The sequence below is a fragment of the Microbacterium panaciterrae genome (genome assembly GCF_039541635.1).
GTDB classification, from domain to species: Bacteria; Actinomycetota; Actinomycetes; order Actinomycetales; family Microbacteriaceae; genus Microbacterium; species Microbacterium panaciterrae.
This window is the reverse complement of sequence record NZ_BAABGP010000007.1, coordinates 1-21,281: the sequence shown is the minus strand read 5'-3', so window position 1 is coordinate 21,281 and position 21,281 is coordinate 1. Positions and strand designations below refer to the sequence as shown.

At 61.6% G+C, this 21,281-nt stretch carries 19 protein-coding genes; 10 read left to right on the top strand and 9 right to left on the bottom strand.

Annotated elements, in window-relative coordinates:
- Nucleotides 1-454 precede the first annotated feature (454 nt).
- The 4 genes from ABD882_RS04700 (at nucleotide 455) to ABD882_RS04685 (ending at nucleotide 4,351) form a co-directional block, all read left to right on the top strand.
- Nucleotides 455-880 (top strand): hypothetical protein, encoded by a 426-nt coding sequence (locus ABD882_RS04700; protein ID WP_345184875.1) that lies wholly within the window; start codon nucleotides 455-457, stop codon nucleotides 878-880.
- Complete coding sequence (locus ABD882_RS04695) at nucleotides 868-2,151, top strand: hypothetical protein (protein WP_345184873.1); 1,284 nt, start codon at nucleotides 868-870, stop codon at nucleotides 2,149-2,151. The genes ABD882_RS04700 and ABD882_RS04695 overlap by 13 nt, the downstream gene beginning before the upstream one ends.
- Entirely contained in the window at nucleotides 2,148-2,861 is a 714-nt protein-coding gene (gene dcd, locus ABD882_RS04690) for a dCTP deaminase (protein ID WP_345184872.1), read from the top strand. The genes ABD882_RS04695 and dcd overlap by 4 nt, the downstream gene beginning before the upstream one ends.
- A gap of 284 nt (nucleotides 2,862-3,145) precedes the next feature.
- The gene (locus ABD882_RS04685) at nucleotides 3,146-4,351 is read left to right on the top strand and encodes a hypothetical protein (RefSeq protein WP_345184870.1); all 1,206 of its coding nucleotides are present in this window, start codon (nucleotides 3,146-3,148) and stop codon (nucleotides 4,349-4,351) included.
- A gap of 61 nt (nucleotides 4,352-4,412) precedes the next feature.
- Here the strand turns inward: ABD882_RS04685 and ABD882_RS04680 are convergent, their stop codons facing one another.
- Together ABD882_RS04680 and ABD882_RS04675 are read right to left on the bottom strand one after the other, a co-directional pair.
- On the bottom strand, nucleotides 4,413-6,416 hold the full coding sequence (locus tag ABD882_RS04680; RefSeq protein WP_345184868.1) for an SIR2 family protein: 2,004 nt from the start codon (nucleotides 6,414-6,416) through the stop codon (nucleotides 4,413-4,415).
- 187 nt (nucleotides 6,417-6,603) lie between these two features.
- Nucleotides 6,604-6,807 carry a hypothetical protein gene (locus ABD882_RS04675; protein WP_345184866.1) on the bottom strand — a complete coding sequence of 68 codons (204 nt, stop codon included), beginning with the start codon at nucleotides 6,805-6,807 and terminating at the stop codon, nucleotides 6,604-6,606.
- 61 nt (nucleotides 6,808-6,868) lie between these two features.
- Between ABD882_RS04675 and ABD882_RS04670 the strand changes: the two genes are divergently transcribed.
- Together ABD882_RS04670 and ABD882_RS04665 are read left to right on the top strand one after the other, a co-directional pair.
- Nucleotides 6,869-7,612 (top strand): hypothetical protein, encoded by a 744-nt coding sequence (locus ABD882_RS04670; protein WP_345184864.1) that lies wholly within the window; start codon nucleotides 6,869-6,871, stop codon nucleotides 7,610-7,612.
- An 867-nt stretch (nucleotides 7,613-8,479) separates the two neighbouring features.
- The gene (locus ABD882_RS04665) at nucleotides 8,480-9,538 is read left to right on the top strand and encodes a DUF3039 domain-containing protein (protein WP_345184863.1); all 1,059 of its coding nucleotides are present in this window, start codon (nucleotides 8,480-8,482) and stop codon (nucleotides 9,536-9,538) included.
- Here the strand turns inward: ABD882_RS04665 and ABD882_RS04660 are convergent.
- The 3 genes from ABD882_RS04660 to ABD882_RS04650 form a co-directional block, all read right to left on the bottom strand.
- Nucleotides 9,535-9,963 carry a helix-turn-helix domain-containing protein gene (locus ABD882_RS04660; protein ID WP_345184861.1) on the bottom strand — a complete coding sequence of 143 codons (429 nt, stop codon included), beginning with the start codon at nucleotides 9,961-9,963 and terminating at the stop codon, nucleotides 9,535-9,537. The genes ABD882_RS04665 and ABD882_RS04660 overlap by 4 nt on opposite strands.
- 684 nt (nucleotides 9,964-10,647) lie before the next feature.
- A complete protein-coding gene (gene lpdA, locus ABD882_RS04655) occupies nucleotides 10,648-12,048 on the bottom strand; it encodes a dihydrolipoyl dehydrogenase (RefSeq protein WP_345184859.1) in 1,401 nt (466 codons plus the stop codon).
- Nucleotides 12,045-12,749 (bottom strand): TetR/AcrR family transcriptional regulator, encoded by a 705-nt coding sequence (locus tag ABD882_RS04650; protein ID WP_345184857.1) that lies wholly within the window; start codon nucleotides 12,747-12,749, stop codon nucleotides 12,045-12,047. Before ABD882_RS04650 ends, lpdA begins: the two co-directional genes overlap by 4 nt.
- A 50-nt stretch (nucleotides 12,750-12,799) precedes the next feature.
- Here ABD882_RS04650 and ABD882_RS04645 point away from each other — a divergent pair, with 50 nt between their 5' ends.
- The 3 genes from ABD882_RS04645 to ABD882_RS04635 are packed head-to-tail and all read left to right on the top strand — an operon-like array spanning nucleotide 12,800 to nucleotide 15,614.
- A complete protein-coding gene (locus tag ABD882_RS04645; protein ID WP_345184854.1) occupies nucleotides 12,800-13,648 on the top strand; it encodes an alpha/beta fold hydrolase in 849 nt (282 codons plus the stop codon).
- Between the two features lie 48 nt (nucleotides 13,649-13,696).
- Nucleotides 13,697-14,695, top strand: coding sequence for an NADP-dependent oxidoreductase (locus tag ABD882_RS04640; RefSeq protein ID WP_345184852.1), 999 nt, complete (start codon nucleotides 13,697-13,699; stop codon nucleotides 14,693-14,695).
- A 49-nt stretch (nucleotides 14,696-14,744) separates the two neighbouring features.
- On the top strand, nucleotides 14,745-15,614 hold the full coding sequence (locus tag ABD882_RS04635) for an alpha/beta fold hydrolase (protein ID WP_345184851.1): 870 nt from the start codon (nucleotides 14,745-14,747) through the stop codon (nucleotides 15,612-15,614).
- A 644-nt stretch (nucleotides 15,615-16,258) separates the two neighbouring features.
- Here the strand turns inward: ABD882_RS04635 and ABD882_RS04630 are convergent.
- The 3 genes from ABD882_RS04630 to ABD882_RS04620 all read right to left on the bottom strand — a co-directional run bounded on the left by ABD882_RS04630 (nucleotide 16,259) and on the right by ABD882_RS04620 (nucleotide 18,084).
- Complete coding sequence (locus tag ABD882_RS04630) at nucleotides 16,259-16,993, bottom strand: haloacid dehalogenase type II (protein ID WP_345184849.1); 735 nt, start codon at nucleotides 16,991-16,993, stop codon at nucleotides 16,259-16,261.
- Nucleotides 16,993-17,271, bottom strand: coding sequence for a hypothetical protein (locus ABD882_RS04625; protein ID WP_345184847.1), 279 nt, complete (start codon nucleotides 17,269-17,271; stop codon nucleotides 16,993-16,995). The genes ABD882_RS04630 and ABD882_RS04625 overlap by 1 nt, the downstream gene beginning before the upstream one ends.
- Before the next feature lie 96 nt (nucleotides 17,272-17,367).
- Nucleotides 17,368-18,084, bottom strand: a complete 717-nt coding sequence (locus tag ABD882_RS04620; RefSeq protein WP_345184845.1) for an SDR family oxidoreductase — start codon at nucleotides 18,082-18,084, stop codon at nucleotides 17,368-17,370.
- Nucleotides 18,085-18,253: 169 nt separating this feature from the next.
- Between ABD882_RS04620 and ABD882_RS04615 the strand changes: the two genes are divergently transcribed.
- Nucleotides 18,254-18,850, top strand: coding sequence for a TetR/AcrR family transcriptional regulator (locus tag ABD882_RS04615; RefSeq protein ID WP_345184843.1), 597 nt, complete (start codon nucleotides 18,254-18,256; stop codon nucleotides 18,848-18,850).
- Between the two features lie 138 nt (nucleotides 18,851-18,988).
- On the opposite strand, the gene ABD882_RS04610 is transcribed toward ABD882_RS04615, so the two are convergent.
- Nucleotides 18,989-21,211, bottom strand: a complete 2,223-nt coding sequence (locus ABD882_RS04610) for a glycoside hydrolase family 3 C-terminal domain-containing protein (RefSeq protein ID WP_345184840.1) — start codon at nucleotides 21,209-21,211, stop codon at nucleotides 18,989-18,991.
- Between the last annotated feature and the right edge of the window lie 70 nt (nucleotides 21,212-21,281).

Sequence of the window (21,281 nt, the reverse complement as noted above, 5' to 3'; positions counted from 1 at the left end):
ACAGCACGGCCCCGAAGTCGGCGTCTCGCCGGCGTTTCCGTCGAATTCTGTGTGGAGTACCGTGCAAGTTTCGGCCTGCTTTGTTGGTGCCCACATCGGTGAGAGGACTGCGTACCCGATTTTTCTGCTGTGCCGGTGTTGTGCCACCGGAAATGGGGCCATGCAATCAGTGCCGTTTTTCGGACAGTATTACTGTCGGTGCTCCGCGCGAGAATAAGATCGCCATTACGGGTGCGATTACCGCCGCATTTAGCATCGTGTGGAACATCGATCAATACCGGAGAGCGGTGACGGCGACATGTACACTGCTGCCAAGTCAGCTAATACACGATTCGTCTGCATCGCCCGGGGAACGCAGCACGCGTGGTCCGGCGGTCGGACACGACGGAGGAGTCGGATGTCAGTTGCAGTAGAGTCCACATCGGCACGACGTTTCGAGGATGTTATCCGTCTGGTGTCCGAGATGAGCGGGCTCGGCTCTTTCGCAGATGACGTCCTGATGGACACGATCCGTGTCGAGTCCGGCCGGCTTGACGCGTCGAAGAGTCCGGCGCTCACCTACGCGCACCGGCTGTTTCATGCTGCGGTCGACGCCGACCGAGACGAGAACGCGTCGATTTCTTTGCCGTCGAACACGTTGCTGTCGCGTCTTGCGTCGCTGGACGCTGTCAGCGAGTTCGCACCGCCAGGAAATGATGGATTCGACGTCCGCAACTGGTTTGAGAAACTAACGTCGGCGCTTGATGAGGTGTTGGCCGGCGACAAAGCAGACAGTCTCCGATACGTCGAACGGGAGTTCTCTCGACTGGCGGAGACAACGCTTGTGGCGGCCAGGGACGTCACGGAAGGCCAACTTCCGGTCCACCGATGGAGCGAATAGAGCTCTACGCGGCGTTGCTGAAAGGCAGCATCGACAAACTTCACGCTGCAGTCGCCCGGCTCCCGGACGGACGTGGACGCCAGCTGGTTGTGCTGATCGATTTCCTGCTGGACCGTCTGCGGCAACGTCTGGACGAACTGACGGAGCAGATCCCGACGGTGCAGGGAGACCCTCGCTTGGAGGACGTCCTCGCACGCAAGTACGAACGTCTGTGGCCGCCGATGGGGGTGCTCCACGAAATCGTCGCCTTGTACGCCTCAGGGGTCGGCAGAACGGACCTCCCGGTCGGCTACCTGCATCTCATCGATCAGTTGATGGATGTTGTCCTCATCGACGCCAGCGACCCGCTGGTCCGTTTGGATCCCACCAGGATGTATTCGACCATCGACCTGGCAACGCAGTTGAAAAACTACTTTGCGGCGCAGAACGAACATTTCGACTTCGATCAGCCTCATCCGATCGCGTTCTACCTCCCAGAACTCGACCCGGAAAACGCGCTGTACTCGGCGATTCTCGCCCATGAGGTCACCCATTCGGCCATCAACCAGGGTCTCCGAGACCAAATGGTTCCCCGGGTGCTCATCGACACGGTCGGCAAGACCATGGCAAAGCATCTAGAGGCGGTACCTGCTCCTGATCGCGCACCGATCCGCACGATCTGGCGGGACCAACTGTTGAACTGGTCCGAAGAGCTTCTCTGCGATGTCGTCGGTGTGGCCGTGACCGGCCCGGCGTTCGCATTCGCCTTCATCCCGTTCGTCCCCCCGTCAAGTGTGCCCGTGTTCTCTCCCACGCATCCTGCCGGTCCCCTGCGATGGAAAATGTTCCTCACCGCTCTCGACCAGTTGGGGTGGACCGACTTTCTCAACACGCACGCCCCAACAATTCTGGCCAGCATCACCGCGGAAGCTAACCGCCCCATTCCGGCGGTTCAGCCCCGCGAGAAGTTCCTCCTCGAGGCAGCCGAACTCGTCCTTCCCAACCTGATTCAGCTGGGGATCGGCCATGTCGTGTCACCTATGCCGGTGCCCGACGTAGACTCCTTCAACCATGCCGTCGACCTGATGACCCGCGGCATCCCCGCCGTTGAGATAGACGGAGAACCCTTCGACACCTGGACTATCGTCGTCGCCGCCTGGGTCGTCGTGTTCCAGTCCCACGGCGACAAGCTTTCTTCGCTCGCCGAAGGGGTGGCCGACGCCAACTTCAACCGTCTCATTCTTAAATCGGTTGAGCTCGCGGCCGTCGTCGACTGGTGGAAACGAACATGACCATCCTGCTACGTGAGCAGATCCTCGAAGCCATGTCGCGCCCGGACCCCGATGAACGGCTGGTGATCACCCCGCTCCTGGACCGAGACGTTCAGATTGGACCCGGCAGCATCGACCTGCGGCTCGGAACAGAGTTTCTCGAATCGACCCGGCAGACCGCTGTGGAGATCGACCCGTTCGATGACCACATCGAAGCGGCAACCGCCGGCCGTACCGACTCTAAGACGTTCGTGCCGCTCGCCGATCGATTCGTCATCCACCCCGGACAGTTCGTCCTCGGATGCACACTTGAGTTCCTGCAGCTCCCAGCGAACCTCGCAGGGCAAGTCGTCAGCCGATCCTCCTGGGGCCGTCTTGGTCTTCTTGTCGCCACCGCTGTTGCCGTGCAGCCGGGGTTCAAGGGTGTGCTCACTCTGGAATTGGTCAACACTGGCAATATCCCGATTGTGCTTCGCCCCGGCGTCCGGGTGGCGCAGCTGTTACTGTGGGCGGCCGACGCTCCCACCGCTGACCCGTACGGCGGGGACCGGGCGAAGTACTCCGCTCCCCTCGGCCCGGAAAGCAACCGGCTGGCGTTGGAAGCGTCGGAACGGCAACGTCTGGAACGTATCGCCGACGAAATCCATTCGCGGAAGGGGTACCGCGGCCGAAACGCGACGGCCGATGACGACATCCCCACGACCGCGACCGATCACGCCGAAGAACCGTAAACGCGTCGACCGCCCCGGCGAGGCTCGGCCGTCGCCACGATCTCACATCACGACTTACCGAAGACATCGGGTGTTGAACGTCGCTGAGGTGAACGCAGCGTATCGCCGACTCCAAATGGTGCATAAGCGGAGGAACGCACGGATGCCTTCCACGATGGTCACATTTGTTCGGCGGCTGGCTCGACCGGGGCGGCTTGTCCCGTAGCGCTGCATCCAACCCAATAACATGATCGCGGCCATTAGCGCCCGTTGATTCCGAAACTGAACGATTGGTGAGCTGCAGCATGTCTGAAACGCCGTGGTTGAAACGGATGCAGAACGGGGCCATTGGCGAGGCCCGCGCGAAGGCCTTCCTTATGGACCGGTTCTGGGTTCTTGAGCGATCCGTTGACGTGCAGGGAGCGGACCTTCTCATCCAACGAAACACGCTTCTGCATTCGATGCTCGATCCGCGTCCTCCTCGACTGGGCGTCATCCAGGTGAAGTTCGTACAGGATAAGGACACCTCGATCTCCGTGCCGGTCGAATACACGCGCGCAAGCGATGGAAGCCCCGCAGGCGAGTTCTTTTTGATCGTCGCAACCGGACGTGACGATGACGCGCGGCTGTTCCTTCTCTCCGCTGCGGACATCGCGACACATTTCCGCAGGAAGACTCGTGAAGGTCGAGGAGTCTTCGTGTGCCGCGCCGACCGGATCCTCAAGAACAGCAACTTTGAGGTGAAATCTAGAGCGCTCGCACTCGGAAGGATCGATCACGCGCTACGAGCTGCGGACTTTAGCGACAACCGACGATACTTGCGCAACCTCGGCGTTCAACGCCCGACACGGGATCAGATTCATCCTGACTACATGCTGCCGATCCTGAACGGCTACGGAGACATCGCGGACGGACTGCTGCGGCAGAAGAAGGCCGCGGATCGTCTCCTGGGGGAGTTGGAAGAAGTCGCGGAAGCGTTGGACAAGCTTGTACTCGCCAAGGATCCGATCGAGGCCGCGATCATATTTGAAGAGGAGATCGATCCGCACATTGACGGCAACGGCCGGTTGACGTTCTCGTCCGACAACCTTAGCGATGAGGACCTTTTCTGGACTGCGCGTGCCCACGTGAAGCATCTCGAGTCCGTGCGTGCGGCCGGTATCGAGGGAGCGTACTTCCGACTGATCGAACTCTTCGACCAGAAGGTGCTGGCGTTCGCGGCGAGCCACGACGAAACCAGGCTCGAAAGAGTCCATGTGAACGTCCAATACACACCCAAGACACTTGAAGAGGTCGTCATCTCAGTTGCCGACGGCTCGCCAGCTTGCACGGTCAACAACCAAGAGATTCACCGATCGGTAGTCCACAACGACGAAGTCGGATTCAAAGTCATCTGCTACGACGCACGCCAGGTCCTCCGGCGTGACAGCTGGTACGACCCGACCACACACAGCTATCGGTTCCGCGACGATTTCCAGCCGCTTCTCGACAAGGAGCTGCTCGGGCAATGAGGCCGCCAGTCAGATTCGGCGTCGCCGCATACATAAGGGCAGTGCCGCTATGATGACCGCCTCACAGCAGAACCGGCCACGGAAACCGGAGCAATTCTCGCCGGTCCAGGCTCGCAGCGTGAGCTTCCTGGTTCCAACCGCCGGTGGCGAATGAATTAATGTGTGCTTTCGTGGCCCAACCGGCGAATGCGCTCATGACCAACTCCGCCCGGGCAGCGAGAACCGGTGCGCCAACCTGTCGGAATCGCTTCGAAAGGTCGTTGGACAATACCGCGACACCCGCATTGTCCCCGCCAAGCGCTTGGCACTCCACCGTGACCAGACGCGAGACAGAGGTCAGCAGTGGCGCTCCTTGCGAATGTTTGACGGCGTCCCGGGCAGTTCGTAGCGCGGCAGTTGGTGAGCCCCACCGTTTCTGTCGCTCCGCATCAACGAGGAGTAGATACACGGTTGCCACGCGCGAACTGTCGGGACCCCACTGGTTAGCGACGGTCATCCAACGCTGCGACTCAGCGTCGGAGGTGAGGTTCGCAAGATCGGCTAGGCAGGCTGCCGACCAGAACGCCAGGCTACGGTCACGGGACACCACTGCGTCGTCGAATACCTGGTGGAGAAGTTGCGACGGGGTCTGCTCTGGATGCTCTTCGGATATTCGAATCGTCGGCGTTCCCGACACATGAGCGAGTTCGGCCAGTCGTCGGATCGCGAAACCGCGTTGCGAGCTGTTCGCGTAGCTGACCTGTCTGGTCGCTTCGGCGGCGATCGCGAGAGCATCCGCATAACGACCTCTCAGTTTCAATGTGTCTGCGTAGACCGTCAACGCATCGACAACGCCAGTCACACCGATTCGTTGGTACAAGAACTTGTCGGCCGTCATTTTGCTCATGATGCGTTCTGACGCTCTCAGATTGCCGCGTGTCTGCTTGACCGACGCGGAACGAATGAGGGCGGCATCACGGTCCGAACGACGTGCTGTGACGACTGAGTCCAACGCTCGGCCCAGAACCGGATGACCCGCCGACGGGAGGGTCGCCGCAAGTTCGTTGAGAACACCAGGCCAAGCAAGAAGAGTCCCGGCATCCCTCGGAGCTGACACAAGCACGGACACCGCATGTTTTGGGTGGCCGCTTCGGCGCGCGGCGCGAGCGAGAAGCTTTCGACGGCGGATCTCCGGGTCGCCGTGAAAACGGACAGGGTCCAAAAGTGCGGACACCACGTCGTGGTGTCCGAGGTCAAAGGAGACGCCGGCCACGGCAAGCAGTCGGATGTTTCGAGGGATCGTGGCAAAAAGATCTAGTGGCGCCACCGTTGGTGTTCCTGTGTTGACGTCGTTGACCTTCGACCTTTTCTGGGGAAGCAACGGAAGTACATCCTGGGCGCCACCACCAAAAATGTCCATCCGATCACCCAGGGTGTTCTTAAGCCGCTGAACCGTTGCCGCTACTGGGTCAGATCCGTAATGCAGCCAATGGAGCTGAGCGGAAGTTGAACGCATCAACAGAGGCATCACGTCGGTGTCGCGTCCGGAGTAGCCGAGGACGAGCACGTTCCTTTCCCGGAGCGTTTCCAGAAGTTCGCCTTGCACCTTCGGCGACAGGCCATCAGCATATTGGCGTACCGTCGTGACGACACTTTCGGGGTCGTCCCATCGTCCGTGCAGGTGCCACACGGAACCACCTGCAGCCTCGATCAGGGTGTCCATGTTCACCGTGATCAATTCCGCGTCCAAATGGGCGAGCATCACATGATTTGTATTGGCCTCCTGTGTGCTCACGTCGACATACGTGCTGACGAGGACCTCGCGGTCACGGACCTGGGAGTCAATCACCTCAGCAAACGGCTCCAACCAAATCGGGGCACGCGTCCCGTTGATCGACTCGGTAACGGTGGCGATCGCATTCCGTTCCGTGTCGGTGAGACCATCTCGGATCAGGCGGTGCCAGGTGTTTCGCATGAGCGCGTCGCCGTTGGGGATGCTCGATGGCGGATCCACCGAAACACCCGCTCCGAAGAGGACGACGTCGTAGCGGGCGACGCGCGCGCTGGCCCCATACCTCTCATACATGTCGATGGCTCCTTCGAGTCATGGCAGGAAAGCGTCGGCTAGGAGGCCAACGCGCTGTCTCGAGCGTACGGGTACGGGTACGGACTCGGCGAGGCCGTCACCGGTCCACGTAGACCCAAATGGCCTGCCGTCAGGGTCATGCGACTTCCGATCGAGCCTCGCCGTGAATCGCGATGACGAGCGGACGCTAACCGAGCGGGGTCGGCTGCCGATAGTTCTCTGAGCGTCCCCCGATCACAACGAAATGGCTGTCTTTCGGCAGCTGCCGCCGCTGACCACGGTAGTGCTCTGTGATGGACACGACATTCCTACCTTTCGTGATAAACAGCAGGATCGGAACGTTGTGCATCACTTCTCGGATCGACGGGTTCGCGTTCTCAGCGGAGGTCATGATCGGTGCCTTTCGGTTGGGACAAATTGACAAATGCACCTATGCGCGGCAGGAGATCCACATGCATCACTACGTTGACGACTCGCTCACAATTCGATTCTTCGAAGGTCAGGAAGCGTCCGCGGTCGAGCGGGAACCATTCACCTACACACTCGTTGACGACCCCGCACCCGACCTCGCACACGCCGTCCGCGCATTCCGAGACGCCCGCATCACCGTTGTCGCCGAAGCCGACGACGCCTCCTTCATCGGGTTGGTCGTGTCCACCCCTCACTTCGAAGAGGCGAACGACACCGGCGAACTACTTATGAGCGGGAACACACTTGTCATCCGGGAGATGCACCTGCAGACCGCCTCAGATCTTGACGAGGTCGGACCGCGGCTGCTCGCCGCGGTCGTCGAAGGCGCTCACGAGACCGGATACCACCAAGTCATCGCAGAAATCAGCGACAGCCTCGCTGGCCTGTTTGCCGCGGCGGGGTGGACCGTCCCGGACGGCAACGTCGGTCGCGCGTGGTTAGAGCAGCCAGGCATCGTCATCGTCGAAGAGGGTTCACCGTATCCGATGGTCGGGCTTGGGAAGAGCCCGCAAAGTGGAAAACGGATCGCTTACCGGGTTCTCAATGATGAGCTGATCGCCGGTGTATTCGAGATCGACGACGACCAAGAGGAGAACGCGATCAACACACTGATCAATGCGGCGGAAAGCCACGAAAAGGTCCCAGCATGGTTCGCCGAAGAGCTCGACGGTTGGGCCCCGCCGCGCTTGGTGGGAACGTTGCACGGCAGGGAATCCGCCCGCTAGAACCCGTCGCGGAGGAACTCTTCGGCCGTCAGCGGCGTCAACGAGTTCCGCAACTCAGCCAACATACCGGGGACGTGTTTCCGCATTTGAGGTATCCAGAAGACGCGAAGGAGCGCACCGCGGTTCTTTCGACGAGATGGACCGCAGCGAATCTAAGCCTCGAAGTACCCGAAGATTTACGCGCAACAGCTAAGCACAAGTGAGCGGCGTGAAGAGGAGATCGCGGTGCTCGAACGCTGGTTGGCTGCGACGCCTGCGGAGCGCCGGGTCGGCAGTCGAATCCAGGAGCGGCTAATCCAGATTCAAGCGAAGTAGAGGGCGCCGCGCAAACGTGGATACTCAATGTTGCAGCACGCAATGGCATTGGGTTGGTGCTCTACCCGGTCCAGGGCTGACTCCATAATGTGCTGCGGACCACTCGCAAGCAATTAGGTCTCGACGAGTCGTAACGGTTTGGGAGATTGGGGCCTTTCCCGCAATATGAGTTCAATCGAGCGCGCGCGCAATCTCCAATTCGGTCTCGCGAAGGTCTGCGTCGCCGAGTAGGACTCGCCGGCATCCAGCCTGTTGCCAACTCGTGCCAGTCGATCGTCGTGTGTGTGTGTGTGTGTGTGTGTGTGTCGGCGTCTTCATCGAGCCCACCGGGTCATGTGCGGACGACGATCGTTGCTCTTGGACCGCGACGCGCGCTTTCTCGGCGCCCTCGGCGTCGTCCTGTCGGTACTCTCACCCAACAGAACTTGGAGGTTGCTGATTCCAGTCCATCATTCGGTGATCTGTGAACGGGTCGGGCACGGCGGCGGTCGGCGGCCCCAATGAAGGTGCCAACTGCGCAACGGCGTCGGAGCTATCGGCTAGCGTCGAAGCATGCCCTGGCCGACACTACATTTCCTTCGCGCTCTCAACTCAGGCTGGGAGGACCCCGAACAGGAAGCCGCGGTACGCGCCGAGCGGTGGAAGGAACTCCCCCTGTTCGACGCACTTGCGCACCCGGCGATTCGTGCCACACATGGATTCGAGGGCAATCGAGACAGCGACCGCTTCACCATCTACAAGACCGCAACCGCCAAGGCAAAGTATCCGGTGTGGGAAGCACGTGACATCGGGAGCGGTCCTGGCTGGCGCACCGCAGTGATCTCGCACCTTTCCATTCGGTGGTCGGTGATGGCCGACCGACATGACCGGTTTCACTCGACTGCGACCTCCCTTTTCAGCCGACAGCAGTCCCGTGAGGCGATGGAGCCGACGGACAAGGACGTGAAGCTGCGCGCCCTCAAACTTGCCGATGCTCAATACGCGCTGGACCACATCGAGTGGCGAAAAACAATCGCGATGACCGTCCTTCACGGATTCAAGGGGGCCTGGCTGTCAGGAGGCACTGCTGTCGCATGTGACATCCCACCGATGCCCGGCGAGGGCGACGAGAACGTCGGCTACCTGATTTTCGAAGTCGCCCGGAACGACAATCAGGACATCACCGCAGACGACTCGATCGTCACGGTGGCGGTGACTATCAACCCGCCGGCAAACTTCTTCAAGGGTTTCGGACGGGACGCACTGCGAACGATCGTTGGCGTTCTGGAGCCGGACGAGACCAGATGGAACCCGATCGAGTCGGTGACCAATCCCACCTCTCACCTGCTGTGCGTCGACCTGTCAATGCGGGATGTTCGGGCGCTCCTTTTCGCTGCCGACGTGGAGATGGCCGCCGACGTAGAGTTGCGGGATCCACACCCAACGACTGTTGCGCACTACGTGCCGAAGCGGGAAATCGTGGGCTCCGTAGTTCTCGGCACATCCATGCGCGCGGCCTGTGGAACTTGGTTTGTCTCCAGGCAGAACCCAGACAACATGCCGGAATGCAATGCCTGCCTCGACCAGCTCGAGGCGGACTCACTAGTCCGCGAAATCCTCTTTCGCTCTTAGAAGCCCAGCTCGGCGGCGTCCTCTGAGGACACTCCCGCGCGACGCAAAACGGAGTCGCGACGGGTGTCGTCGCTGCTTTGCGCGAGCGCCTCGGCGAACTGCTTCGACGCGCGGTTACGGCGCGCCTGGAAGTCGCGAAGCTCAGACATTGGGATCCGACGATCCCGTTTGCCGACGATTTTCGCGAGAAGTTCGCCCTTCTCAATCAGGGCAACCACCATCGGGCGGCTCATACGCAGAAACTGTGCAGCCTGATTCGGTGTGAGCTCCTCGTCATCCTCAATGAGAGTGATCGTGGTGTTTCGAAGCTTCTCAGCAAAAGAACGGATCTCGTCCGTAGCGGTGTTGTGGGGGAGCGCCTCTAGGGCGTTCACGATGTCGTCAATATCCGCGGTAGCAATAGTGGCGTTATCAATAGTGTGCATGGCAGAGAATGCCTTTCTCAGATGGTGTAAATGTATCAGATGCAACAGGTGAAATAAACGGTGCGATTACTCTGTGCGCGGCACTATCGCAATTACGTCGAGGACTCGCGGCTCCCAAAGCAACCGTCCCTTAGGCCTCTGTCGCCGGTACCGGATCAGAGCGTTCACGGTGCGCGTCTTCGATGATCTGTGAGCGACGAGTCTCGAGCGATGACTACCGCGTCTTCCTTCATCCCAATCGATTGGCAGAAGTCACGGCGTCTCCGATGTGATCCGCGCCATCGATCCGCGAATCGGCGACCTCACAGGCCGAGGGGTTGCGGCGATCTGCACGCCCCTAGTGTGGTTGCGACGTCGTCCACCGACGAAGGCGAGGATGAGCGACGTCAGGCTCAGTTCCGGCGAAGAAAAACCGCCGCGTACTTCAGGATCGCGTTCGCCCCACGCAACTCCCGAGCAACCTCTCATGCCACGCCGATGCCGCGATGATCGAGTCGAAGCAGGGCGATGGCGCGTTTGGTGCGCACGGAGCGAACAAGTCGATCGCATCTCGGTCTGGGTCCGCGCCGTCCGCGATGCAGCGGTTGAGAATCCCGTCAGGAAATGGTGAGACCGGCCCCGCGGAGCGAACCGATCGCCGTGCCCGGACAATGCCCGGAGCCCGCCGCCGTCATCGGCCGGATCTCAAATGTTGATCATGTGCCCGTTGAGTCCGTGGAATCCTTCTTGGAGTGCTTCGCCGAGGGTGGGGTGGGTGTGAACGTTGCGGGCGAGTTCGGTGGCGGTGAGATCCCATTTCTGCGCGAGGGTCAGTTCGGGCAAAAGCTCGGCAACATCCGAGCCGACCATATGTCCGCCGAGAAGTTCGCCGTAGCGGGCGTCGGCGATGAGCTTGATGAACCCGCCGGGTTCGCCGAGGCCTTGAGCTTTGCCGTTCGCGCTGAAGGGGAATTTCGCAACTCTCACGTCATGCCCCTCGTCGCGGGCTTGCTGTTCAGTGAGGCCAAAGGAGGCGACCTGGGGCTGGCTAAACGTTGCGCGGGGCATCATTCGATAGTCCCCGAGCGCCATGGTTTCCGCCCCGGCAATTGTTTCGGCGGCGACGACGCCTTGAGCTTCGGCGACGTGAGCGAGTTGAAGCTTGGCGGTGACGTCACCGATCGCGTAGAGGTGCGGAATGTTGGTTCGCATGTAGTCGTCGATGGCGATGGCGCCCCGGTCGGTGAGTTCCACGCCCGTGGTCTCGAGCCCAAAGCCACCCGTGCGGGGAGCGAATCCGACAGACATCAGTACTTTGCCGGCGCGGATACTCGACCGGTCACCCGATGGCGCGACGTAGGTCACTGTGACGCCAGCACCGACATCGTCGATCGTCTCGACCTTGGTCGACGTGAGGATGTCGATGCCCAGCTTCTTGTACTGGCGGGTGATCTCCTTCGATACCTCGATGTCTTCGTTTGGGAGCGCCCGGTCGAGGAACTCGATGATGGTGACTTTGACGCCATAGTTCACCAGTACATAGGCGAACTCCATTCCGATGGCGCCGGCGCCGACGATCACGATGGACCCCGGTAGATCTCGGGAGAGGATCTGCGCTTCATAGGTGACAACGTTCTCGCTGAGCGTGACACCGGGAAGCAGACGGACGGTGGAGCCGGTGGCGATGATGGCGTTGTCGAAGGTGACCGTGTCGGTGCCGCCCCCGCTCAGGGCGACGTCAACAGTGTGGTCGTCGGTGAAGGTGCCGTGGCCGTCGATCTCGGTGATCGCGTTCTTCTTCATCAGGAAATGCACGCCCTTGACGCGCCCGTCGGCGACCTGACGGCTGCGTTCGTAGGCGGCCCCGTAGTTGAAGGTCACGTCGCCTGAGATCCCGAATTGTTCGGCCTGGTGCGCGAATGTGTGGGCCAGTTCTGCGTTGCGCAGCAACGCTTTGGAGGGGATGCAGCCGATGTTCAGGCAGACTCCTCCCCAGTACTGCTTCTCGATTACGGCTACCCGCTTGCCGAGCTGGGCGGCGCGCACTGCAGCAACGTAGCCGCCCGGGCCGGCTCCGAGGATGACGATGTCGTAGTGGTCGCTCATGGGATTCTCTTTCGTTGGGGGTTCAAGGGTATTGAGGGGTGACTAGGCGGCAGTTGCCGTGGGGCGAGCATCGCCTGAACTTGCGCGCTGATGTTGGCGAGAACGTCTTCGTCGCTGCTCGGCAGGTAGATGGTGGCGGTGGTGCTGACATGGATGACTGCGATGACCACCCGCGCGAGCGTGACTGCATCAGCCGGATCGGTGGACGCGCAGCGCGCTATGAGCAAGGCGATGCCGTCCTCCAATCGGCCCGCGATGGTGAGGCCCTCGCGCCGATTGGGCTCGGCCGGGTCGCCGAAGACGAGCTCGTGCAGGTAAGTTCGGCCGTTCTCTACCTGCTCCCGCAAGCACGCGACGACGGGGCGGACGACTGCAATGACTTCCTTGAGTGCGCCCTGCCCGACAACGGTAGACGCGGTTTGGAGTCCGTCGTCGATGGCGGCGGCGAACTTCTCGTTCTGCACCATGATCAACAGTTCTGCCTTGGTGGACGCATACAGGTAGAGCGTCCCGATCGCAACATCGGCACGGTCCGCGATCTGTTGCGTCGTGACAGCGCTGACGCCGCGCTCAGCGAACAGTTCGCGTGCCGCGTTCATGATCCTGCCGCGCTTGTCTTGCTTGGCCCGTTCCCGGCGACCGGGCGGATTTCCACTTGCTGGCATCGTCGTCTCCTTGACAATATTATTGAGAGTGCTCATAATTGAGTGTACTCGGGAATGCCGAGCAGGCGCGAACACGGAAGAAGAAGATGACCGAGCACACAGCCCTGAGGTATCGGGACGTGGCAACGCGGACAATCGGTGCGTCCGGCACAACCTTCGCCTACAGGGAATACGGTTCGCAGGCGGGTGTGCCTTTGGTGCTTCTGACCCATCTGGGAGGGAATCTGGACAACTGGGATCCGGCGGTGGTCGACGGCCTAGCCGACGAGCGGCACGTGATCGCGGTGGACTATCGCGGGGTCGGAGCCTCGGCTGGGACGATCCGCGACACGATCGAGCAGATCGCAGCCGACACGCGCGCCGTCATCCGGGCGCTCGGCTATGACCGGGTCGATGTGTTCGGTCTCTCAATGGGTGGGATGGTCGCGCAAGCCGTCGCCGCCCAGGCGCCAGAACTGGTGGATCGGCTTATTCTCGCCGCGACCGGACCCGCAGGCGGTCCAGGGTTGACCGGAATGACCCGTGTCGCGGTTCGCGCGGTGCTGCGCGCGGTGCTGACCTTCAACGATCCCAAAACGCTGTTGTTCTTCACCCGTTCCAAAGTAGAAAAGTCGGCGGCGCATCAGTACATTGCGCGGTTGAAGGATCGCGTTGTTGGGCGCGACGATGCCATTACCCCCGCCGTGTATCGGGCGCAGCTTTCTGCGGTACGCGCCTGGGGTGCTCAGGCTCCGGCCGGCCTGTCCGCACTGGCCTCGCGGGTGCTCATCGTCCACGGCGACAACGACCGAATGGTTCCACCGGCGAACGCGACCGTCCTGGTGCGATCCCTGCCCGATGCGACTCTGACAGTGTTCCCCGATTCCGGTCACGGGGTTGTCTTCCAAAACCACCGGGCATTCGTGGACAGGGCACGCGAGTTTCTCCGCCGGTGACGGCGCGAATCGATAGCAACAAGAAACCACAGAGGGAGCAGCACCGCAATGAAAGCGTTCGTCATCACCAAGTACAAGGGTCCGCTACAGGAAGCAGACGTGCCTGAACCTACCGTCGGAGACAGAGACGTCCTCGTCCGGGTGAACGCCGCAGGAGTGAACCAGCTGGATGAGAAGATCCGGACCAGCGAGTTCGCGCAAATCCTGCGATATCGGCTGCCCCTGACCCTCGGCCATGACGTCGCCGGCACCGTCATTCGCGTCGGCAGGAGCGTGCGCGGCTTCAAGCCCGGCGACGAGGTCTACGCCCGGGCGGCCAAGGATCAGATCGGCACGTTCGCCGAACGGGTCGCTGTCGCCAAAACCGACCTTGCCCTCGCACCAACGACGATAGGTGCCGTGGAAGCGGCCTCCCTTCCGCTGGTCGCGTTGACCGCGTGGCAGGCGCTCGTCGAGCGAGGCAACGTCCAGCAGGGGCAGAAAGTCCTCATCCATGCTGGGGCCGGCGGGGTCGGATCCATCGCCATCCAACTCGCCAAGCACCTCGGCGCGACCGTCGCCACCACAGCCTCCGCCGCCAACGCGGACTTCGTCCGCGACCTCGGTGCCGACATCATCATCGACTACCGGACCCAGGAATTCGAGCAGCTCCTCAGCGGCTACGACCTCGTACTGGACAGCCTTGGCGGGGCAAACCTCGAGAAGTCGTTGCGGATCCTCAAGCCGGGCGGAAAAGCGATCGGCATCTCCGGCCCCCCTGACCCCGACTTTGCACGTGAAGCCGGACTGAACCCGGTGCTGCGCCTGGCGATCACCGCGCTCAGCAGAAAGATCCGTGGACAAGCAAGAAAGCTCGGCGTGTCCTACCAATTCCTTTTCATGCGCGCCAGCGGTGACCAACTCCGCCAGATCGCGGGCCTCGTCGATGAGGGGATGCTGCGCCCGGTCGTCGGGAAGGTCTTCGAGTTCAACGAGACACCGCAAGCGTTGCAGGCCCTCGCTGGCGGTGGCATCCGCGGAAAAGCGGTCATCACCGGAACCCGCTAAAAGCACCGCCAACACTCGCATCACCACCACCCAAAGGAGAACACCTACTATGAGCACCACCGGAAACGAACCCACCATCAGCTCCTACGCGAAAGCGCCCGCCAAGACAATCACGGCTGGCGGAATCACCTTCGCTTACCGTGAGCTCGGGACGAAGGGCGGCATTCCCGTCGTCTTCTTCACCCACCTCGCCGCGACCCTCGACAACTGGGACCCACGCATCGTTGACCCAATCGCCGCGAACCGGCACGTGATCACCTTCGACAACGCTGGTGTCGGGGCCTCCACGGGGAAAGTACCCGGAACCATTGAGGAATCAGCTGATGACGCCTACTTGTTCATCAAAGCCCTCGGGTTCGACAAGATCGACGTCTTCTCCTTCTCGTTGGGGGCAATGATCGCCCAGGACCTCGCCATCAAGCACCCGGACCTGGTCCGCAAGCTGGTACTTACCGGCACCGGCCCGCGCGGCGGCAGGGACATGGACAAGGTTGTGGGCACCACCTACTGGGACATCCTTCGGGCCACGCTCACCCGGTCGGATCCGAAGGAGTTCCTGTTCTTCAGCCGCAACGCCGTCGGCAAGGCGGCAGGCAAGGCGTTTGTGAACCGGTTGAAGGAACGAACGATTGACCGCGACAAGGACATCAGCCTCAAGGCGTTCCAGACGCAGCTGAAAGCAATCCAACGGTATGGCCGTTCGAAGCCGTCGGACCTGTCGCGGCTCACTCAGCCGACCCTGATCGCGAACGGCGACCATGATCGGATGGTTCCCTCGATCCTTTCGGAAGACCTCCACCGCCGTATCAAGGGTTCCGAGCTGATCATCTATCCCGACTCCGGACATGGCGGCATCTTCCAGTACCACGAGGCGTTCGCTCCGGTTGCCGCGCGGTTCCTCGCCCTCGAAGACGCGTAACCGACTCGTCGGGCGGCGCAGTCGAAGGGCGAGCATCCTGGATCTCGCGTGCGGCAACACGAATGACGAGGAGCGTGACCAAGACGGCGTGGAGCACCATCAGAGGCGGGCGCGCCCCGCCACGGATCGCCGCGTCACTTTCGCCGACTATCCGTGAACCTCAGTCGCCGGTGAGACGGTCGCGCCTCTGACTGAGATCGTCAGGCACAAGCCGACGACTAGGAACTCGCTGCGCTCGGAAGGTTAAGGCCGGGCTTCTTCATTTCGATCGCGCCGCGGTGGACGCCCACCCTTCTCGGCGGGTCGTGGGCGGTGCCGCTGTGAGGATCTCGTGAAACTGACTAGGGCCTCCGACCTGGCGATGACAAGCATCCGGCGTTGCACGCGTGGCGGCGGAAACGATCGAGGGCCCGGCGCGGTCGGTCGCCACGGGGGCGGCGTCTCCGAACCCCTCATTCGTCCCACCCACACGACCGCGCTTTCCAGCTAGCGAGGGTTCTGACGGGTTCCCTGCCTGCCGGCAGGCGCCGTCGCCGAGGAAGCGAATATCGGGCTGGAGTACCCTCTGGGCGATACATCCGTGTCGCCCAACAGCCAACGCCGGACTTAGTGCGCGGTCAGATTCCGCAGTGCATCACAGGGATTCAGCGGACAAGCCACTGAGCGAGGTCCGGGACGCTGCGCGCAATCACATCCCAGTCGCCCGTGGCCGTGAGGTCGCTCACCTGGCCCGCCCCGTACTCGTTTGCGCGCAGCACGAATCCGGTCGCGAGCCCCGCCCGCCGCGCGCCAGTCAAGTCGTCGTTATGCGCGGCGACCAGCATGACTTCACCCGGATCCAGTCCCAGGAAGGTAGCCGCTCTCCGATACACCTTCGGGTCGGGTTTATATGAGCGAAACACATCCGATCCGAGAACTACATCCCATGAGAGTTTCGCGAACCGGGAGAGGTCGATGAGCAACGCTGTGTTCGCATTGGAGAGCGGTCCGACTGGATACGACCGGCGCAACTGGTCGACACCCCCAGCGACATCCGGCCATGGGCGCAGCCGCCGCCATGCCCGGCTCAAGCGTTCGAGCAACTCCGCGTCAAAACGCTCAGGGTGTACGCCGGAGTCGTTGAGCACCGCGCGAAGATTCTCGTCGTGGAGGACGTCAAGGGTGACGTAATCCCGCTCACCAGTCCGAATCGGTTCCATGGAGGGTTGGTAGCGTGCCCGCCACTTGTCCGCAATCCGTTCAGGATCTAGATGGAGCCCAGCGGAGACCGTGAACTCATCGATTGCGGCGACGATGCCCGAACGCCAGTCAACGAGCGTTCCAAAAGTATCGAAGAGGATCGCACGAACTGCGCGCCTGGTCGACAAAGAGGTGAACATCAGTCGGCTCTCCCGGTTCCAGCAAGATCGCCGAGGGCAGCCGCGGTGGCGACAGTAAGCCCGGAGCTCGGGATGGCTTCGAAAGCCACCCCGGTCGTCACCCCGAGGTGCAGCAGAGACAACTGCCTCGTCACCGGATCGGCCTCCATCGCACGCACGAGGGCTTTCTTGAGGCCTTTAGCGGAAGTGACCTGGCTGTCGTGGCTAACGGCCCGGGCGGGGTGTCCGGGCACTCCGATCGCGATCGGGGTCCGTTCAGCGAGATCGTCAAGTGTCATGGGTTGACTCCTTGGAGGGCACCCGAGGTCCGATGCCGTGTTCGACACTATGGGGCCGCGACCTAGTCCGGGTCAAGTCCGCAGCCCCATAGGAGGCTATTTCGCAGTTCGCGTAGCCAGTTGCGGATAGAGCTCATCGAGGGGCGCACTAAGGCCTGCTTTGAGCTGAACAGACGCATCGTCGGCAAGGACCTCGTATTGGCCTGCTTCGGTCGCGTCGAACACCTGGCGCACGAGGTCAGCGGGGTCAAGCTTTGGGCTGGTTGCGTGGGCTGCCATCGGCGTGTCGACATAGCCGACGTGCACCCCGACGACGTGGACGCCGGCGGGGGCGAGCTCCAAACGCAACGAGTTCGTGACAGACCAAAGCGCGGCTTTCGTGGCGCTATAGATGCCGGCCACAGCCCACCAACTCAGAGCGGAATGAATGTCAATGATCACCGATTCATCATTTGCCGAGAGGGCCGGCGCGAACGCGCGGGCCAGAAAAAGTGGGCCGAGAAAGTTCGTCTCCACATTGGCACGAATCTCTTCGTCCGAGTGAGAAAGGATGCTCGAAGTGGACGGTGAGGCGCCGGCATTGTTGATCAGTACCGTCACGTCGGGTGCGGCGACAAGTGCGGCGTTAACGGAAGCGGCGTCGGTGACATCGAGGGCGAGGGGGACTATCCTTTCGTCGTCCCACGACTGGGGCCTGCGGGCGGTTGCGTAGACCTTTGATGCGCCGCGGGCGAGGGCTTCGTGGACGAAATGAGAGCCGATCCCGCCGTTGGCGCCGGTGACGAGGACGACGGATCCGTTAAGTGTGGGCATTGAGGCTCTGTTCCTAAAGGTTGAACACGGTAACTGGCGTCATCGCTGCAGGCGGACAAGCGATTCTCGCCGCGAACATGGGACAATGACCGAAGGCATATTCGAACCCAGACAGTAATGACACAGCTCATAACTGAGCGTAGTCAAATACTATTCCAAAGGACTTTCCATGTCTGTCATCTCCCCGCCGATTGGTCGGCGCGAGCGGAACAAACAGCAGAAGCTTGATCGAATCATCGATGCTGCTCGTGAGCTGTTCACGGAACACGGCATCGACGATGTCACAACTCAACAGATTGCTGACAGGGCAGACATTGGTGCCGGCACCCTCTTCCTCTACGTGAGGACCAAGGGTGAACTCCTTCTCCTGGTGCAGAACGCGGCTTACGCCGATGCGCTTGACCGGGGCTGGGCCAACGCCGAAGGCGCCCCGGGGGTCCTCGATGCGGTCCTGGCCCTCGTCCGCCCGATCGTGGAGTGCAATCGTACTCAGATTGACAATGGGCGCACCTACTTGCGGGAGATGGTTTTCGGCGACCCGACCGAGCCGCGTCATCGCGAAGCGCTTGAGATTGTTGCGCGAACCGAAGGGGCCATTGCGTCCGTGCTGAAGCGTGCAGAGCGAATTGACGAGGAGAGCGCCGCAACGACCGCTCGAGTCGTCTCGGCAGTGATGTTTCTCAGCATGGCGGCCAGCGAGAACGTACACTCTAGCGTCGACGACATCATGGATCAGATCGGGGCCCAGATCCGAGTCCTCGTGTAGACCATCGCTGGCAGCAGCATCGTGCTGCCTTCGACGAATGCGCTCCCCGCGGTCGCCGGGACTTCGCGAGCTGGCGATGAGGCTGGCTAGCGTGTCCAGTCTGGCGTCGGTACCGTCAGTCTTCGGCGGGGCGCCGACTCATCCCGCCACGGCGATCGCGCTCGAGTTTGCAGAGTCCAGAAGTCGGGTGAAATCGTCTGCGTCAAACGAATCGCCAAGGAGTCCCACAACTGAATTCAGTGGGCTTGGTGCGATCATCTGAACAACGTTTCCGCCGACTGCCGCATTGTCCACCGCGCCGAACGCAGCGGTAAGCGCACTCTCTATCGCGGGGGCTGTGATCGGATTTGCGAGGAGTTCGCCGATGGTGGAATGCATTGTCAACTCCACGTGCACGTAATCTCCTTCGACTTCGACAGCTTCAATGGCACGGAGATCGCGGCTGGAAGCGCCTGCTGCTACCAGGTAGGTTCCACCTTCGAGTATCCATCGATCGCTTCGGGTGTCCCAGTAGGCGAGATCCTCGCGATGCAGCCGGGTAGTGATTGTCTGACTTTCGCCTGGCTCAAGCTCGAGGCTGACGAACCCTTTGAGTTCTCGCTTGGGGCGTAGGACCTCCGAGCCGGGAAGCGACACATAGAACTGGGCGACCTCGCGGCCGAATCGATCCCCACTGTTGGTGATCGTAATGGTGACGTCAATGCCGTTGTCGTTGGAGTCGAGTACGAAGTCCGAGTAGGCGAACGTTGTGTAGGAAAGGCCGTGACCGAACGGGTACTCGACGTCCATCTCGCGGGTGTCATACCAGCGGTATCCCACCAGTAGCCCTTCGCCGTAGCGTGCATGTCCGTGCTCACCGGGGAAACTGCCGAAGGCAGGGGTGTCCTCGATGCGGAGGGGTACGGTTTCCGCGAGGCGTCCGGACGGGTTGGCGTTTCCGTACAGGACGTCGGCGATCGCGCGGCCCACTCCTTGGCCGAGCAATGCGCCGTCGAGGATTGCGGGCACGACAGAGATCGGAGCGAGTCGCACCACGCCGCCGTGCGCGAGTACGGCCACAGTGTTCGGGTTCGTCGCATGAACCGCCAGGAGGAGGTCGACCTGATCCTGAGGAAGCTCCAGGTCGGGGCGATCAATTCCCTCGGATTCGAGGGGAGCCGCGAGAAAAACGACGGCCACGTCAGCCGCGCGTGCCGCCTTCATGGCTCCATCGACGAGCTCTTCGGGATTTGCCGTTGGATCGGCGGAATATCCCCGCGCAAAGCTCACAAGGCTTTCGCCGGCGACCCGACGAATCTCGTCGAGAGGCAGATCGACTCTCGTCGCGTTCACAAAGGAGCTGCCGCCACCCTGGAACCGTGGCTTTAGTGCCGCCTCCCCAATCACCGCAACCGATCGATCCGCCGAGATCGGCAACAGGGAACCCTCGTTTTTCAGGAGAACGATACTTTGGGATGCGGCTTCTTGGGCTAGTGCGTGGTGTTGTTCAAGATCCGGCGGTGTTGCCGCAGATCGAGCCCCAGTTCGCGCCTTGTGCGCGAGGTCGATCATCCGCTGCGCGATCCTGTCAAGCACTTCAACCGCGAGCGATCCGTCCATGACAGCGTCGAGCATCTGATCATCCGTGCCCTCGGCCGCGGGCATCTCCAAATCGAGTCCGGCGCGCGCCGCCTCGACACGGTTGTCTACGGCTCCCCAGTCGCTGACGACGACGCCTCTGAATCCCCATTCATGACGGAGCACCTGAGTGAGAAGGAATTCGTTCTCGGATACCGGGATCCCGTTGAGGCGGTTGTAGGACGCCATCACAGTCCACGGATCCGCATCCTGGACTACCCTCTGGAATGCTCGAAGATAGATTTCCCGAAGTACGCGTGGGTCGATGTCTGCGCTGATCCGGTGGCGATCAGTTTCTTGATTGTTCGCGGCATAATGTTTGAGCGACGCTCCAACCCCTTCCGATTGGATTCCGTCGACCCACGCTGAAGCGAGGACTGCCGTGAGATGAGGATCCTCTGAGAAATATTCGAAGTTGCGCCCACCGAGGGGATGCCGTTTGATGTTGATCCCCGGGCCGAGCAGGACATTCACCTCGAGCGACTTCGCCTCCTGGCCGAGCGCGACACCAATTCGGCGCAGAAGGTCGGGATTCCACGACTGGCTTAGGCCGGAGGCCGGCGGAAAGCATGTCGCCGGGTGGCTCATCGCAACGCCGAGGTGGTCGACGCTGTCACCCTGCTTGCGGACTCCGTGTGGCCCATCGGTGAGATAGATAGCGGGAAGGCCGCGGGTAGTCTTGGTGCTCCAAAAATCCGCGCCGCTGGCGAGGGAAGCCTTCTCGGCCAAGGTCAGATCGGACAATTCGGGGCTCTTCGCAGTTGAGAGTGTAGGTCGGGCCGCGCGGCGATCGCGGGATAGGTGTCGAGGTCTT

What these genes read in the sequence shown, in the direction of transcription:
- ABD882_RS04695 (WP_345184873.1), top strand. Translation starts at nt 868, where the DNA reads ATGGAGCGAATAGAGCTCTACGCGGCGTTGCTGAAAGGCAGCATCGAC.
- dcd (WP_345184872.1), top strand. Translation starts at nt 2,148, where the DNA reads ATGACCATCCTGCTACGTGAGCAGATCCTCGAAGCCATGTCGCGCCCG.
- ABD882_RS04685 (WP_345184870.1), top strand. Translation starts at nt 3,146, where the DNA reads ATGTCTGAAACGCCGTGGTTGAAACGGATGCAGAACGGGGCCATTGGC.
- ABD882_RS04680 (WP_345184868.1), bottom strand. Translation starts at nt 6,416, where the DNA reads ATGTATGAGAGGTATGGGGCCAGCGCGCGCGTCGCCCGCTACGACGTC.
- ABD882_RS04675 (WP_345184866.1), bottom strand. Translation starts at nt 6,807, where the DNA reads ATGACCTCCGCTGAGAACGCGAACCCGTCGATCCGAGAAGTGATGCAC.
- ABD882_RS04670 (WP_345184864.1), top strand. Translation starts at nt 6,869, where the DNA reads ATGCATCACTACGTTGACGACTCGCTCACAATTCGATTCTTCGAAGGT.
- ABD882_RS04665 (WP_345184863.1), top strand. Translation starts at nt 8,480, where the DNA reads ATGCCCTGGCCGACACTACATTTCCTTCGCGCTCTCAACTCAGGCTGG.
- ABD882_RS04660 (WP_345184861.1), bottom strand. Translation starts at nt 9,963, where the DNA reads ATGCACACTATTGATAACGCCACTATTGCTACCGCGGATATTGACGAC.
- lpdA (WP_345184859.1), bottom strand. Translation starts at nt 12,048, where the DNA reads ATGAGCGACCACTACGACATCGTCATCCTCGGAGCCGGCCCGGGCGGC.
- ABD882_RS04650 (WP_345184857.1), bottom strand. Translation starts at nt 12,749, where the DNA reads ATGAGCACTCTCAATAATATTGTCAAGGAGACGACGATGCCAGCAAGT.
- ABD882_RS04645 (WP_345184854.1), top strand. Translation starts at nt 12,800, where the DNA reads ATGACCGAGCACACAGCCCTGAGGTATCGGGACGTGGCAACGCGGACA.
- ABD882_RS04640 (WP_345184852.1), top strand. Translation starts at nt 13,697, where the DNA reads ATGAAAGCGTTCGTCATCACCAAGTACAAGGGTCCGCTACAGGAAGCA.
- ABD882_RS04635 (WP_345184851.1), top strand. Translation starts at nt 14,745, where the DNA reads ATGAGCACCACCGGAAACGAACCCACCATCAGCTCCTACGCGAAAGCG.
- ABD882_RS04630 (WP_345184849.1), bottom strand. Translation starts at nt 16,993, where the DNA reads ATGTTCACCTCTTTGTCGACCAGGCGCGCAGTTCGTGCGATCCTCTTC.
- ABD882_RS04625 (WP_345184847.1), bottom strand. Translation starts at nt 17,271, where the DNA reads ATGACACTTGACGATCTCGCTGAACGGACCCCGATCGCGATCGGAGTG.
- ABD882_RS04620 (WP_345184845.1), bottom strand. Translation starts at nt 18,084, where the DNA reads ATGCCCACACTTAACGGATCCGTCGTCCTCGTCACCGGCGCCAACGGC.
- ABD882_RS04615 (WP_345184843.1), top strand. Translation starts at nt 18,254, where the DNA reads ATGTCTGTCATCTCCCCGCCGATTGGTCGGCGCGAGCGGAACAAACAG.